The 15,081-nt window shown below is 45.2% G+C and carries 11 protein-coding genes and 4 tRNA genes; all 15 read left to right on the top strand.

The window, feature by feature from the left end:
• Nucleotides 1-20 precede the first annotated feature (20 nt).
• The 15 genes from HYU97_01680 (at nucleotide 21) to HYU97_01610 (ending at nucleotide 14,800) form a co-directional block, all read left to right on the top strand.
• Nucleotides 21-1,127, top strand: a complete 1,107-nt coding sequence (locus HYU97_01680; GenBank protein MBI2335457.1) for a flavodoxin-dependent (E)-4-hydroxy-3-methylbut-2-enyl-diphosphate synthase — start codon at nucleotides 21-23, stop codon at nucleotides 1,125-1,127.
• Complete coding sequence (locus tag HYU97_01675; protein MBI2335456.1) at nucleotides 1,124-2,839, top strand: proline--tRNA ligase; 1,716 nt, start codon at nucleotides 1,124-1,126, stop codon at nucleotides 2,837-2,839. The genes HYU97_01680 and HYU97_01675 overlap by 4 nt, the downstream gene beginning before the upstream one ends.
• Entirely contained in the window at nucleotides 2,820-3,530 is a 711-nt protein-coding gene (gene pyrF, locus HYU97_01670) for an orotidine-5'-phosphate decarboxylase (GenBank protein ID MBI2335455.1), read from the top strand. The genes HYU97_01675 and pyrF overlap by 20 nt, the downstream gene beginning before the upstream one ends.
• A 238-nt stretch (nucleotides 3,531-3,768) precedes the next feature.
• Nucleotides 3,769-7,665 carry an SUMF1/EgtB/PvdO family nonheme iron enzyme gene (locus HYU97_01665; protein ID MBI2335454.1) on the top strand — a complete coding sequence of 1,299 codons (3,897 nt, stop codon included), beginning with the start codon at nucleotides 3,769-3,771 and terminating at the stop codon, nucleotides 7,663-7,665.
• Nucleotides 7,666-7,935: 270 nt separating this feature from the next.
• Nucleotides 7,936-8,487, top strand: a complete 552-nt coding sequence (locus HYU97_01660; protein MBI2335453.1) for a hypothetical protein — start codon at nucleotides 7,936-7,938, stop codon at nucleotides 8,485-8,487.
• 182 nt (nucleotides 8,488-8,669) lie between these two features.
• Complete coding sequence (locus tag HYU97_01655) at nucleotides 8,670-8,993, top strand: hypothetical protein (GenBank protein ID MBI2335452.1); 324 nt, start codon at nucleotides 8,670-8,672, stop codon at nucleotides 8,991-8,993.
• A 210-nt stretch (nucleotides 8,994-9,203) separates the two neighbouring features.
• On the top strand, nucleotides 9,204-9,929 hold the full coding sequence (gene rlmB / locus HYU97_01650; GenBank protein MBI2335451.1) for a 23S rRNA (guanosine(2251)-2'-O)-methyltransferase RlmB: 726 nt from the start codon (nucleotides 9,204-9,206) through the stop codon (nucleotides 9,927-9,929).
• Between the two features lie 145 nt (nucleotides 9,930-10,074).
• A tRNA-Thr gene (locus HYU97_01645) sits at nucleotides 10,075-10,147 on the top strand.
• A 105-nt stretch (nucleotides 10,148-10,252) separates the two neighbouring features.
• Nucleotides 10,253-10,326, top strand: a tRNA-Gly gene (locus tag HYU97_01640).
• 108 nt (nucleotides 10,327-10,434) lie between these two features.
• Nucleotides 10,435-10,507, top strand: a tRNA-Thr gene (locus HYU97_01635).
• A 255-nt stretch (nucleotides 10,508-10,762) separates the two neighbouring features.
• Nucleotides 10,763-10,845, top strand: a tRNA-Tyr gene (locus HYU97_01630).
• 278 nt (nucleotides 10,846-11,123) lie between these two features.
• Nucleotides 11,124-13,043 (top strand): hypothetical protein, encoded by a 1,920-nt coding sequence (locus tag HYU97_01625; GenBank protein ID MBI2335450.1) that lies wholly within the window; start codon nucleotides 11,124-11,126, stop codon nucleotides 13,041-13,043.
• A 106-nt stretch (nucleotides 13,044-13,149) separates the two neighbouring features.
• The gene (locus HYU97_01620; protein MBI2335449.1) at nucleotides 13,150-13,338 is read left to right on the top strand and encodes a type II toxin-antitoxin system VapB family antitoxin; all 189 of its coding nucleotides are present in this window, start codon (nucleotides 13,150-13,152) and stop codon (nucleotides 13,336-13,338) included.
• Complete coding sequence (locus tag HYU97_01615) at nucleotides 13,338-13,733, top strand: PIN domain-containing protein (GenBank protein MBI2335448.1); 396 nt, start codon at nucleotides 13,338-13,340, stop codon at nucleotides 13,731-13,733. Before HYU97_01620 ends, HYU97_01615 begins: the two co-directional genes overlap by 1 nt.
• A 59-nt stretch (nucleotides 13,734-13,792) precedes the next feature.
• Entirely contained in the window at nucleotides 13,793-14,800 is a 1,008-nt protein-coding gene (locus tag HYU97_01610; GenBank protein ID MBI2335447.1) for a winged helix-turn-helix transcriptional regulator, read from the top strand.
• Nucleotides 14,801-15,081: the final 281 nt, after the last annotated feature.

Genomic DNA, 15,081 nt, shown 5'->3' with positions numbered 1-15,081 from the left:
AAGGGCCCGCCGCTTCGGCAATGGCTTGCGAAAGGCCTTCAGAGGATCTTGTCAGTACATCGTTACCCTTTGACCCCCTTCAACATGTCCGCAGGGCGGCGGAGACGGTGGGGGTGGGGCCTTGCTGGGTGGGGGGGAAGCATAGTGTGCGGGTGCAGGTTGATTTGCAAGGTGGCGAAATCCCCTGGGTTGAGTTGGAGAAGCTTTTGCAAGAGGAACGAGTGCCTGAGATTGTGTCGGTTGTGATTCGTGATGCGCAAAGGTTAGAAAAAAATCTTTCATTGTTTGCAACATTTCGCAAAAGATTTCCTAAGTTGGCCTTAGCGATCGACTTGGGGGATCAGGGGGTTTTGTTTCCGCAAGTTGTGCCCATGGTTGATAAGGTTAGCGTGTGCCCGGATCGAACCTTGAATGAAGAAGGTTGGAAAAATCAGGCCTTGGAAATTTTACGGGTGGCTAAACTTTGGCCGGCGAGTTTGGAATGGAAGGTAGATGAGAATGTGGAAACTTTGGTCGAATTGGCCAAGCTTGCCAAACTTGAGCAAGTGCCGGTGCATCTATGTTGGCAAGGATCTGACGTTTTGCATCACAACCGTTATTTAGCTGCGCGCTTAAAACAAGAAAACCTTTATACTCCGCTCCGTTTATCTTCCCCAAAAATTTCTCAACAAGATCATCTTTTGTTGTGTGGAGAATTGGGCAGTTTGTTGATTGACGGTTTGGGCGATATTATTTCTATTCCCTTAGCCGACCCCCATGCGGCAGTGCATCTCGCTTATAATTTGTTGCAAGGTTGTAGGGTGCGTTTATCCAAAACCGAATTTATTGCTTGCCCATCTTGTGGGCGCACGCAATTTGATTTACAAACCACAACGCAAAAGGTTAAGGCGAACACTTCCCATTTAAAAGGGGTGAAAATTGCCATCATGGGTTGCATTGTGAATGGGCCTGGTGAAATGGCCGATGCCGATTTTGGCTATGTGGGCGGAGGGCCAGGGCGGATTCACCTTTATGTGGGCAAGGAATGTGTCGAAAAAAATCTTCCTTCCGAAGTAGCTGTGGAAAAGTTAATTGATTTAATCAAAGCCCATGGGAAATGGGTTGAACCTATTCAGGTAACCGCATGAAACAAAGTCAGTTGCTAATCCCAACCTTACGCGAAGCCCCCAGTGATGCCGAGGTAGCGAGCCACCAACTCATGATACGGGCGGGTTATATTCGTAAACTGGCTGCCGGAGTTTATACTTTTTTGCCATTGGCGCAGCGGGTGTTGCGCAAAATTGAACGCATCATTGAAGAAGAAATGACAGCGGCTGGTGCCCAACAGGTGTTGCTGCCCATTGTGATGCCAGCGGAGCTGTGGATCGAAACCGGGCGTTGGAATTATTATGGCAAAGAGTTGCTGCGCTTCAAAGATCGTCATGATCGGGATTTTTGTATTGGGCCTACCCACGAAGAAGCGATTACTGATTTAGTGCGCAATAATGTAAGTTCTTATCGTCAATTACCCATGAATCTTTTTCAAATTCAAACCAAGTTTCGCGACGAAGTGCGCCCACGCTATGGTTTAATGCGGGGGCGCGAATTTATCATGAAAGATGGTTATTCTTTTCATGTCGATGAGGCCTCGTGTTTACAAGAATATGAAAATATGGGGCAGGCCTATAAAAAGATTTTTTCTCGGTGTGGTTTAAAGTTTCGAGCGGTCGAGGCCATGACCGGTAATATTGGTGGCAGCAAGAGTCATGAGTTTCAGGTGTTGGCGGCTAGTGGCGAAGACATAATTTTGAGCTGTAACCAATGTGAATATGCGGCCAATGTTGAAAAAGCGGCCTTAGGCAAGTTAAAGCCGCTCGAGCAAAATGCGAGTGCTGGTCAAGCTAAAAAAGTCAAAACCCCTGGCATGCACACGGTTGAAGACGTTGCCAAATTTTTAAATGCCAATCCTCAACAACTCGTAAAAACGCTCATTTATAAAGCCGATCAAAATTTTATTGCAGCTTTAGTGCGGGGCGATCGTGAGCTCATGGAAGCCAAACTTAAAAATGTTTTAGGCTGCCAAGAACTCATCATGGCGACCGGTGCTGAAATCGAAAAGGTTACCGGCGGCCCATTGGGTTTTTCAGGTCCGATCGGTTTGCAAATCCCTATTTATGCCGATTTTGAAATTGCCGGAATAGGCCAATTTATTACCGGGGCTAATGCCCAAGATTTACATTTGCAAAATGTTAATCTGAGTGATTTTAAGGTGAAGGGATATTATGATTTGCGGCGAGCCATGGCAGGCGATGCTTGCCCCCATTGTGCTAGCGGGAAATATGAAGAACATCGTGGCATTGAAGTTGGGCAAATTTTTTATTTGGGCACCAAATATTCCAAAAGCATGAAGGCCGTTTACCTCGACGAAAAGGGCCAAGAGCAAGTCATGATTATGGGCACCTATGGCATTGGGGTCAGCCGCACGGCGGCCGCTGCGATCGAGCAAAATCACGATGCCAATGGCATGATTTGGCCTTATCAAATTGCGCCGTTTCATTTTCATTTGGTATCCCTTGATATTGAAAAAGATGAAGTAAGAAAAGTTAGCGAAGAGTTTTACCAACAATTACGAGCTGCAGGCATTGAGGTTTTATGGGATGATCGGGTAATTTCTCCGGGGATGAAATTTAAAGATAGCGATCTTATCGGTATTCCCTATCGCATTGTGGTAGGGGCACGTGGGCTTAAAGATAGTTGTGTGGAAATTAAAACTCGGGCCAATGGTTCGGTTAACAAAGTTACCTTGGCAGAATTAGTTTCTACGGTTCAAAAAATTCATCATGAAAAATGCTTATCCTAATTCAAAACTCATTTGTGCACTTGATGTGGCCAATCTCAAAGCGGCCAAGGGCATGGTTCGTCGTTTAGGCAGTGCTGTGCAATGGTATAAAGTGGGGTTGAGGCTCTTTAGCCAAGAAGGGCCGGTGATCGTTCACTGGCTAAAAAAACAAAAAAAGCGCGTTTTTCTTGATTTAAAATTGCACGACATCCCCAATACCGTTGCTGAGGCCTGCCGGGTGGCCGTGGGTATGAAAGTCGATATGCTAACGGTTCATGCCAGCGGTGGTTTAGAAATGCTGCAGGTAGCCAGCCTTGCTGCGCAAGAAGAAGCGCAGCGGCTTAAAGTGCATGCACCGCTTATCGTGGCAGTCACTGTATTGACCAGCCTAAACGATCTTTCGTTTTTGGGGATTAGCGACCCAATTTCTGAGCAGGTGCTACGCCTAGCCAAGCTTGCCGAAGCTGCCAAACTCTCCGGGGTTGTTTGTTCGCCCTTAGAAATTGAAATTTTACGGCAGAAGTTCCCCAAAACTCTAAAATTAGTCACCCCAGGCATCAGGCCGCCGGGTTCACCCCATGGGGATCAAAAGCGCGTGCTCACAGCCCAAGAGGCCTTTGCCGCCGGGGCAGATTATATTGTCGTGGGTAGGCCTATCTTAACGGCCGATGACCCTAAGGCTGTGGTGAAACAATTGCTGGCAACAAACTAGGCCCTTAGCCGAAATGGGCCCTAGAGGTCAGGATATCTTTTTAATCCTAAAAACGGCAGTTGAAATTGCTTCTCTGTCATTGCGAGCCCAGCAGGGTGAAGCAATCTCAATTGGCCCAAGCGAGATTGCTTCACCCCGCTGGTGCAGGGCTCGCAATGACAAATCGCGCGTTATTTCAGAAGAATCCGAAGAAACATATCGTCAACTGCCGTTTTTAGGTTAATAATAAATTTTGTGTATGAATACCTACGTTGACACAACTAAACCCATCTTTGAGGCTGATTTTGCCCGAGGCTTACCTGGATCCGTGGGGCCCGAACAGGGGCAACGCCTTTGGGTGGTGGTAGCCCTGGAGGGTCTTTGGTTGGCCAAAAATCCAACGGCTGAAGCCAAGCTACCCGCTTATTTTGCAACTTTAGAGACCGCCGCTGCTGGAGACGGGAGTTTGGTTCGCGCTTTTCATCGGTTGCCCGATGACGTTCAAACCAGTATCAGCGAGGCCGTTGGTAGCCGTGCTATTGTCATCAAACTATTAACGGCGGCCTATAATCCCGATGCTGTTTTCGACACCGTTATTCAAAATATAGCGAGGGACCTCTATTTTGGCAGCAAGCTGCAAGAGGCGTCGGTATTATATTCCCTGCTCATCCAAGATAAACAACCTTTCGACATCCCTGTGTCAGGCCCGGTGCGTGAATTTGCCAAGACCCAATTAGCGGTGTTGCAAGGCAATGGGGATGCAAAATATTTTATTCCATCGTTGGTGCATTATGCCACCCAACTGCAACAGAATATTTTTGACGGCGAGATGCTGTCGGCTTTGCTGGTGGCCGGCGTGATGGGGAGAGTGGCTAAATTTGTGTCGATCCGACGTTCGGTGCAATTGGCAAAAGGTACCGGTGCCATCTGGAAGGCGAGGGCGGTTGGTACAGCAGCAGAAGTGGGTGGGCTATCCGCGGTTAATTTAGGTTTTCAGTGGCATCATCAAGGCTACCTGAATTTTTCAGACGTCAAAACAAGCTTGTTGCGCAATGCGGTGGCAATTCCCGTATTGAAAGGCATGGGCGGTTTGGTGAGCCGCACCATGGGCAACAATGTCTTCTTGCATCATGTGGCGGGCACAGCGGGCTTAATGACCGCCCATGAATTGGAATATCGAGTGGGTATTGTCGACCATCGCCTGCCTTTGGGCATTAGTGCCATTCATGCCGGCAGCTTTCAAATTCAGGCTGCGTTGGGGATGAAGGGTGCTGCCGCCTTACTTGGCCCACGGTTTCAGGCCTTGAACGCCTATTGGGAAAATCAAGCTAAGCGTTTAGAATTGGGAGTTGAGAAAGGTTTCCGCTTACCACCGTCTTGGCATCCGTCCGTTTTTCCACGGTTGTCTGCTCTGAGTGGGCCAAGATTTGCTTGGGAGGGCGGTCCCTCAGGCAATTTTGATCCTATTTTAATGGGCGCAGATCCCACGGTGAATCATGTTGGCTCTACAGCCCTAGCGACCATGGGCCCAGCAGATGCTCCTCCGGGGACAGGTACCGGTTGGAGGTTTCCAACCATGTTACCTGCACAACAGGGAGAAGTTGTGTATACCCATGGTAGGTTTGTCTTGAAGGTGGGGGATTTCCTACCAGGAGGCAAACGTTTTCAAGTGGTCAGAAAGCTGGGCCAAGGGGGTTTTGGTGTAGCTATTCAGGTTTTGAATTTAGATTTTGGTCGTCATGAAGTTATTAAGATTCCCCATAGTGGTCGTGTCACTCCAGTCGATCAAACCAAATTTGAAAATGAAACCAGAATAGCGGCTAATCTTGCCGCAGGGATTGCCCCAGCCATTTATGATCAATTTGAGATTGTACGTGGATTAAAAGTTCCTCGGATGGAATATGTTCCCGGGGTTGATTTAAGAGATTTGTTAGACTTGGTACGGGATGGGCAGGTTAAATTAACTTTTCTAGATCTACTAGAAACGTTTCGCGAAATTTGTGATCAAGTCGCAAAGATGCACCAAGCTGGCGTTGCCCATTTGGATCTTAAGCCAGAAAATATTCGGATCATGCCCGCAGCTAAACCACGGATCATGGACTTGGGCTTGGCTGTGAAGGTGATGTCGGATGATGGATTAACGCTCCCTGATACGATGGCAGGGACTCCACTCTATATGTCTCCTGAAATGGTTCGTGGTTCAAAAGGAGGGTCGCTGCCAAATTTTCGTAGCCCCGATATTTATGCCTTAGGGGTTATGCTTTTTGAACTGGTAACGCAAGTTCATCCTCTATGGGAATTTCGTGATGGCGATCCAGGCCGTGGTGAACCCAAAAAGGTGGTCAATGTTGATGTCAGTGAACGGCTCAGCCCGTTTAATATCATTACTCGTTTGTTGGATGCTCACCACCCCATCGTAGCTTTTGAAGATCTCTCCGCCCAACCCCTAACGCCCCCTCAGAAAAATTTAGAAGTTTTTGTTCTCCAGGCCATGGAAAGAGATCCGGCCCAGCGTTATCAGAATGTTAAGGATTTAAGAAATAACATTGATGCATTGATCCGAGGCATTAAATCAATTCATCAGAGTTCGGGCCATGATTATCGACGAGAGGTTTATGAACATTTATTGACTCAAGGCACCGATGCCATCAAAAGGGCTCAAGACATAAAAGAAGAGATGGGCCAAGTTGCTGCAGCAATTCATGAAGCCCATGATAAAATGTATGAAGGTGGGGTTATTAATCATGAAATGGCAAGACGGGTGCAACTGCTTCCCCATCGTTTAAGAGAGCTGCAACTGCAACGCAATAATCTTTTGTTGCAAGCCCGCAATGCCTTGAGCAATGCCTTAATTTATGAACCCAACCCGCAAGGCAAGAATTTATTGGCAGAAGTAGCTTGGATTGAATTGGTGGAACATGAAGACCGTTTAAGCCCCGTTGCCCGGGATGATTTAGTACGTACCATAGAAGAGAATGATACCGTTGGTACTTTAAATCGTGTCCTTTCTCCTGTAGAAGGGGTGACTCGTGTAAGCCTGACGAGCAATCTTCCTTCTCTTGATCCAGTTGGCATGAGTATTCGTGCGCATCTTCCAGATGAACATGGCAATTACCTGCCTCATCCTGAGGCGCTCATTTTTAAGGTAAGTGAACCCAAAGATGTCAACCTAAAACCAGGCTATTATCAATTTGAATTCGTCGCCGAAGGTTACGCCCCTTTAAAAATTCCTGTATTCATTAGTTTAAGGGATGTTCGTAACTATTTACAAAACGGTAATGCCTATGAGCTTCCCGTAACATTTTATCCCACTCGTCTTGTACCGAAAGGTTTTTACGTAATTTCAGCCGGGGATTATTATACAGGTATGGATGTCTTTTATGATGGAGATCCATCGTTCATTCATTCCCGCCCTTTGCGAAGAGAACATCTACCAGCCTTTGCCATGTCTGATCCCGTGCAAATTAGGCACTATAAAACGTTTCTTCAAGCATTAGTTGCTGCAGGTCGGGTAGAAGAAGCCCAACAATATCTCCCACGCTATGAAGATTTAACTCATGATCGGCGCTCAACTCCTAGTTTATTGCAATGGGAAATTATCGAGAAGGGTTCCAATCAACATGAACTCGTTGTACCCGCTCAAGATAAATGGGGTGATTCTATTTCAGATGATCAACCCGTTCATTCTATTTCGCATGATGCCACCACCGCCTTTACTGCATGGTTTACTCAAAGAGCGCTTAGAAATCTTTGGACAGCGCGTCTGCCAACCGTAGCAGAATTAGAAAAAGTTGCCCGTAATGGAGAATTTAAATGGAATTTTCCTTGGGGAAATACCTTTGACCCTCTTTATGCCGTAACTTCGATGGCTTTTAGTAACCCTGGTGCTAATCGAGTGATGCCCGTGGGGGGGCATCCTAAGCCCCAATTTAATCGTGACAGATCTCTCTTTGGTCCAATGGATATCGTGGGGAACACCCGAGAGCTAACCTTGAATGGCCCAACCCCCAATACTTTTTATTATTTTGGAGGTTCCAACCGAACTCCGGATGGGGGCTTTTTTTGGCCCGCCGGGCGGCATTTTACTGATAAAAAGAAGGTACAAGATTATTATGGTTCTTTTCGGTTGGTCTATACCTTGCCTGATGGACCATAGGTGATTTTTCACCCAGTCTCGAGGGGAATTTGACATAGTGTTAAATTTTCTTAACCCTCGATGATGATTTAACTATTATTGTTTTTCCTCTATTTTGTTTTTCATCTTTGAATTCATAAAATGTACATCGTTTTGTCTTGATTGAGTTATCTAATTGAAATCATTAAATTTTATAAATTGATTCGTGGCATAGAATTTGCTCTTAAATTCTATGGGTTAATGAAGAGAAAGGACTTTGGGATTATTTAATATCACTCTGGGGAGGGGGATATGGATGCCAAATCATTTCTTTTAGGCCTCGTGGCCATCTTGTCTTTTTGTTTACTTACTTCCAGTCAACTTAATGCCGATGTTGGAAAGCAATGTGGGCGTTTTAACTTTCATCAACAAATAGGTGGGGATTTAAGCGAAGACTTTGCCGACCTCAACTATGATACCGAAGGGCTTGCCTGTCGCGTTCTTAAAACCTTCGATGGTCAATTGCTTAAAAATCCGCCTAAAAATACCGAGCAATTAAACCGGCTCACTCAAAGTGCCATTCAATATTTTATTCGGCAAAATGGCGACCACTATCCAGAAGACAATCAGTTTTTTAGTCAGTATTTAAAAAAGTGGCAAAAAGTTTATACGAAATATAATCGTGTGTCAGCAAAGAGTGGGGCCACTCCAGATATGACGGTAAATCCCATCAGTGGTGCTACCCCGGATATGCAAATCAATCCTTTGGATGGTGCAACTCCTGACATGCACGTGAATCCTCTCGACGGTGCCACTCCAGACATGCATACCAATCCACTCGGCGGTGCTACACCCGACATGTAATGATTTATTCCTTGACACCCCAGCCTCTGGGGTGTCAAGCCTCCAGTTGTGACCGTGGGTTGGGGAATTCAAACTAGCTCCATCCAAAATCACTAATAAAATTATATAGTTATCGTTTATGTTTTTATTGCGTCTATGGCAAAGAATTTGCAAGCTTATGTTAAGTGGAGGAGGCGATCACCATGGCCAGATTAGACGTTTGTTTTGGTTTAGATGAAGGTAACGGGGAAGCCGATCAATACATGGAACAAGCCCTCTTAGAGGCCGAAATGACCATGCAAAATTCGAGTATTGGTTACGAATACGCTAAAATCGAATTGGCCAAATCGCAAAATTATTTGACCCAAGAAGAATTGTTGGCCCAAATGGATTATCTCAAACAAGCCTATTTTGCGGCGCGCAATTTGCTTGAGCAGTTTAAGCCGGATCGTTTGACCGATGTAGAAGAAGAAATTTTATTTCAAAAACAAACTATTTTTGTTCCAAATCAACACTTGCATTCTTAAGTTATAATCAACATAAAAAGAAATATAGAAAAGTTTTTTGTAAGCGGGCTTAAGGCTTCCAGGGGTCCGTGTCGCCTGGGGGTTATGGCCCCCAGGCGCACTCAAAGTCTCGGCTTTCACGGCTATATAGCCATGGAGGTGAAAGCCTCCGACAAACCCCTTCCAGCCTTAAGCCCGCTCACAAAAAACTTTTCCAAATAGGTTTTAAATATGGAAATTATTTTTGGTCGGCGGCCTGTCTTAGAATGTCTGCGTGCGCAGCGCCGAAAAATTACCAAACTTTATTATCAAGAAAATCTACGCGAGGGGGAAAATCAAGAATTGTTAGCCTTGGCTAAAGATAAAAAAGTTCCCCTGCAATCGGTTAAGCGGCAGTGGCTCGATGACAAAAGCCAGAACGCCCATCATCAGGGTTTTTTGGCAGAAGTCAGTAGTTATTTATTTTTACCGTGGGAAGAAACCTTCAATACCATTCAAACTAAAGAGCAAGGGTTGTGGGTGGCCTTTGATGAAATTCAAGATCCACAAAATGTGGGGAGTTTAATTCGCAGTGCAGTTTGTTTGGGGGTGGAGGGGGTTTTTATTTTGAAGCACCGTAGTTGTGGCATTACGCCGGCAGTAGTGAGGGCAAGCTCGGGGGCTACAGAACATGCTTCGGTTATCCAAGTGACTAATTTGGTCAGCACCCTACAGGCCTTGCAAGATATAGGCGTCGTGGTGTTTGGTTTAGATGCCAGCGGAGCTGACGAAATTCACATGTTGAAATTTCCAGCCAAATCACTTTTAGTGTTGGGCGCTGAAGGCAAGGGCCTGCGCCGTTTGACCAAAGAGCATTGTGATAAGCTGGTGCGCATTCCCCAAGTGTCGTCGGTGGCATCGCTTAATGTGGGGGTAGCCGGGGCCATTGCAATGTTTTCGGCGCAATACCATCGATAACTCCAAGAATAACCTTGACTTGTTAGCTCCCTAAAAATATACCGGTTCGACTTCCGGGGCTAAGTTGAATTTCCAAATCCATTTGAGGAGAATTTTCTTTTCATACATAATAGGCCTTTGGAATGGGATTAAACCCAGATGAAAGGCCGGCTTAGCTCAGTTGGTAGAGCAACTGATTTGTAATCAGTAGGTCGTAGGTTCGACTCCTATAGCCGGCTCACGTTTATTTGTAATATAGCCTTCCAGAAATTTCCTGCTGTAATGAAGGCGTCCGCCTTAGGCGGACAACGCAGAGCCAGGAGATTTATGGAAGGCGGTTGATAGCGGGAGTAGCTCAGTTGGCTAGAGCATCAGCCTTCCAAGCTGAGGGTCGCGGGTTCAAGTCCCGTCTCCCGCTCAAAAATTTGCAGCAGCTAATTTTTCCTCTATTTTCTAATGCTATTTTCTAGTGCTGCAAATTTAGAAAATGGCATGAGAAAATGGAAAATGGAGGGAAATATTTTTTGCCCCTGTAGCTCAGTTGGTAGAGCATTTCCATGGTAAGGAAAAGGTCACCAGTTCGATTCTGGTCGGGGGCTCAAAAATTTTCGCAAGAAAATTTTTCCTCTATTTTCGATTTTCTATTTTCTAATGCGAAAATTTTAGAAAATGGCATGAGAAAATGGAAAATGGAGGGAAATTTCCTGAGGAAATTTAAATATAGCCGAGCGGAGACGAATTTATTTCGCGTAGCTCGGCGATGTGAAGCATAGCTAAGTATATAGACAATTTTTAATAGAGTGGTAACGAGAGTGGGGTGCGCGAGGGGAGGCGATCCGCCCCTCGCATCAATAGGAGAGGTGCCCGAGTGGCCAAAGGGAGCAGACTGTAAATCTGCCGGCGTTAGCCTTCGAAGGTTCGAATCCTTCCCTCTCCACATGAACGTAGTGAAATGGGGAGAGGGTATGCAAATAATCATGAGATTTCTGCAAGGCGAAGCAGCAGAAATCTCATAACTCTAAGGATCGCGAGCGATAAGGCGAGCAATCCTTCCCTCTCCACAATGCGTGAGTCATTCCTCAAAAAGAGGACATAACTTCCGATAAAATTCAAAAAAAATAAAAAGTACGCAACTTTATTTTCATTCATACAGAGAGTCTGTCATTCATTCCAACAAATAACCTTATTGCTAAGTGTGTAAAAGAGGGTGGTTTTATGACGGATTTTTCCAAACAGGGTGTCAGTCTTTTTACAATTCCATCTAATCCGGTTTCTTCCAACCGATTCCGAGAGCGGTTTAACGCCGTGGCCAAAGAATTAAAGCTCGGTTTAGAGTGGGTTAAAGACGAGAAAAACCCACTAGCCGTGGATGCTGATGAACTTAGAGTGGCCGCAGCGGCCGTAACGAATTATCAACTTCAATCTTCAATACCATCTCAGTTTAATCCCAACCTGCTTCGTGATGTCACCCTTATTTTACGGACCGTAGAAGAGCAAAGGCTTGCGGCCGTTGAGGCAAGCGCCCTTTATCATCGCAGGGTGAACTATCGTGCCCCCTTGGAACAATTGAGCCCCGTGGAGCGCAGGGCTTTGGAATTATTTGCTTTGCGGGTGATGCCTGTCTTGACCCGAATTGAGCAGCGTCAGCATGATCCTAAGGCACCCGAGCACGGAGTTTGGCTCGCCCTTCACGGAGATTATTATTCGAAAATCCTCTTTCAACGGTTCAATAAAGACAATTGTGCAGGGCCTTATGGAGGAGATAAGGCCTGTAGCCTAGTTCCTTTTTTCCCCGATTCCCCACCTGTGAATGGGATGATCGACTCTCGAATTACACCCGATGAATTTAGGGCTATGGGGGCCGCGCTGCCACCTAAGGCTGAAGAATTGAGACCCACCACGGTGTTGACAAAAGGCGCCGATCACAAGATTGTCGCGACGCCACTACCCCTACACCCTGATTATAAACAAGATCACCAATTATTGGCGGCTGTCTTAGAGGAAATTGCCGATCTTTCTGTAGAGGGAAAAAATCTGGATCCTTCACTTCGCACTCAACTCCAGCGGTGGGCCATGTTTTTCCGAACTGGACTGGCTGCCGATGAGGCAGCGGCCGCCCAAGCCACCATTGATGCAGGTGAGGGGGGTGGAATGTTGCGGGTGCATATTGGGCCGAGTGAGTCTTATTGGGAAGATAACACAAAATTTCCTTATCTCTTACAAGTGGGCGTACGGGATGTAGGGCTGGCGGCAGAACTTGAAAAGGGTAAAGAGGCCTTTCCAGCTTTAGAGCGTTTGTTGAACGATATTCCCCATTATCAACCGAGAGAACTCTCCACCCGCGGCGGCTTAGCTGATCCACTTTACCATGCTATAATAGGTGGGTTTGTTTGGACGTTTCCATCACGAGAGCCGGCTGGCAATAATTTTCCTAACTACGAGGGATATGGTGTAGAAGGCAGTAATCGATTTATTTGGTTAGAGACTATTTCAGAGATCGCCCGTTCGGCACCGGTTGTGATGGGGGGGTTGCTCGATGAGGATTTTACCCGTTGGGATGCAAGAAAAAATATCATTCAAGATACGGTGGATCATGAATCTGGCCATTTAATAGGGCCGCTGCGTAGCCACGTGACTCCCAGCGGCGAGAGAATGGGCGCTCTTTTTGGTAAACACTGGGGTAGCGCTGATGAACCCAAGGCCGACCTGACTGGCCCACAACGGGTTCGTTTAGAACATCGGGCGGGCAAAATATCCGATGCCGAGGCGCGTGATCTGCTGCGCGGAACACTTTTCTTCCATCTTGGCAACCGTTACAAAGGAAAAGCTGCCTTTGGGTCGGGGGACCTGACAGATCATTACTATGGTCATATGATTCAGGTAGGCTGGTATTTTAAAACCGGTGCGCTTACGCTTATTGAGCAGAAAAACCGACTCCACATGGACTATAAACGTATGGAAGATGCCTCCCATGAACTTTGGAAGAAAATCATCGCCTTCCAGGCCGCCGGTGACTTGAAAGGATATCTTAAGTTTGGCGCCGAACTGGTTGCTGCCATTCCCGACAAAGCCGATCAAATGATCCTTGAAGCCAATAGAGGCCAACGGCTAATCTTTATTGAACGCCATCTTTAAGGAAATTTCCAACATTAAAAGCCACTTTAGGATAACCAAAAATCAAACTTGACATATATCTATTGTCTGAATTATATATATACCTGATATGGCTATAAAAACATCAATGAATATACCTCCCGATCTACTTCACGAAGCGATGAAAGCAAGCGGAGCAGCGACCAAAACCATGGCGGTCGTTATGGGGTTGCAAGAGTTAATTCGCAAGAAGCGCTTGCAACAGTTATTGCAGCTTAAGGGTTTAGGTGCGGTTAAGCTCCCCGCTAAATCTTTACGTAAAATGCGTGACCGCTAATGATCTTGGTCGATACTTCGGTTTGGATTGAATTTTTTAAAAAATCTCCTTCTATAGAATTAACCCAGTTAGAGCTTTTTATTGAAGAAGGCGAGGTAGCTACTTGTTTGCCTATTCAAGCTGAACTTTTTTCTGGAGAGGTTTCCCCTAAGTTTGAGAAAATTCTTCAAGACGCCTTTCAGGCCATGGTATTTGTAGATCCTGATTGGAATTCGCCAACTACCTGGAAGAACATTACTGAGTTTTCTTCGAAAGCAAGAAATTTAAAGGTAGGCATTCCTAAATTGGTGGATCGCATGATCCTCTATTGTGCCAAACAATCTAAAACCACCCTTTGGACCCTTGATAAAAAATTAAAAAAACTGGCAGTTTCTCTTCGAGTTCAAGTTTATTGATTTTTTATTCCACAAAGATTCAATTGAAATAGTTAATAGTTTACTATAAACTATTAACTATGAATAGAAATGCCCAAAAGCGCATCCTTGATCTTATTACAGAGAAATCTCAAATAAAACCCCATGATTTAAAGAATATCCTTGGGATTTCAACGGTTAGCATCCATAAGCACCTCAAAAAGTTGCTGGATGCAAAGAAGATTATACGGCATGGAAAACCGCCACTTGTATTTTATACGCTTAATACTTCGGTAGGCTCAGAAACTTTAGAGACTATTGAAACAGGCAAAATTGCCCAACCAGACCAACAAGTCATTAATCAAAATTTTATTTATTTCACCCCGGAGGGCGAATTTTTTTCTGGTGTTCCTGCCTTTATTCACTGGGTTCAGCACACGGGTCAAAAGACTCATTTAGAATTCTTGGCAAGAGAATTTGTGCAAATTAGGCAAAAAGCAGACCAGTTTTTTGACCCTAACCATGCCTTCATCAAGGCCCTATTTAAACTTAGACAAACTTTTCCAGAAACATTTCTGGATGAACTCTTTTATCAAGATTTTTATAGCCTTCCCAAGTTTGGTCGTACCATCCTCGGGCATAAAGTATTGCATGCCAAGCAATCTCAAAATCTTCCGCTCATTCAAGAATTAGCCACTTTTTGCAGGCCCACCATTCTTAATATTATTGGGCATTATCATGTTAACTACATTGGGTGGATCCCCCATTCTATTCCTAGAAAAATTCCTTTTTTAAAGGCCTTTAAAGAATTTCTTAAACTGGATTATCCTGCCATTAATATCGTCAAGGCTTATGCTGGGGAAATCCCTATTGCTCAAAAATCACTTTCGAAACTTGAAGAGAGAATCGAAAACGCTCAAAAAACTTTTTTCATCAATAATCCACCGCAACAAGTCGACAACCTACTTTTACTAGATGATGCTTTAGGTTCTGGCGCGACACTCAATGAAGTTGCGCGCAAAATCAGACATCTCATCAATCCCAAAAAAATTTATGGGTATGTTATTTGTGGAAGTTATAAGGGGTTCGAGGTGATTCGAGAGGTTTAAAATCAAACTGACACTTTCACTCGGCTACCACATAGGCTTTAAAAAAATTGAAAAAATCTAAAATTTCTATTAGCATTTATTTTTTAAATGTTGTAAGCGCTTGATTCTTCAAATGAATGGGGTTAAAGGCTAAAGTTAATAAAATATCGTCATCCCGGACGAGCTTGCCCCGGACTTGATCCGGGGATCCGGGATCCATATAATAAGGAGCAAAGTTATGTCGAAGGAGAAATTTGATCGGAAGAAGCCGCATGTGAACGTGGGGACGATAGGGCATGTAG

The organism is Deltaproteobacteria bacterium (assembly GCA_016183235.1).
Classification (GTDB): Bacteria; UBA10199; UBA10199; order DSSB01; family JACPFA01; genus JACPFA01.
This window is presented reverse-complemented; position numbering and strand designations above follow the sequence as displayed.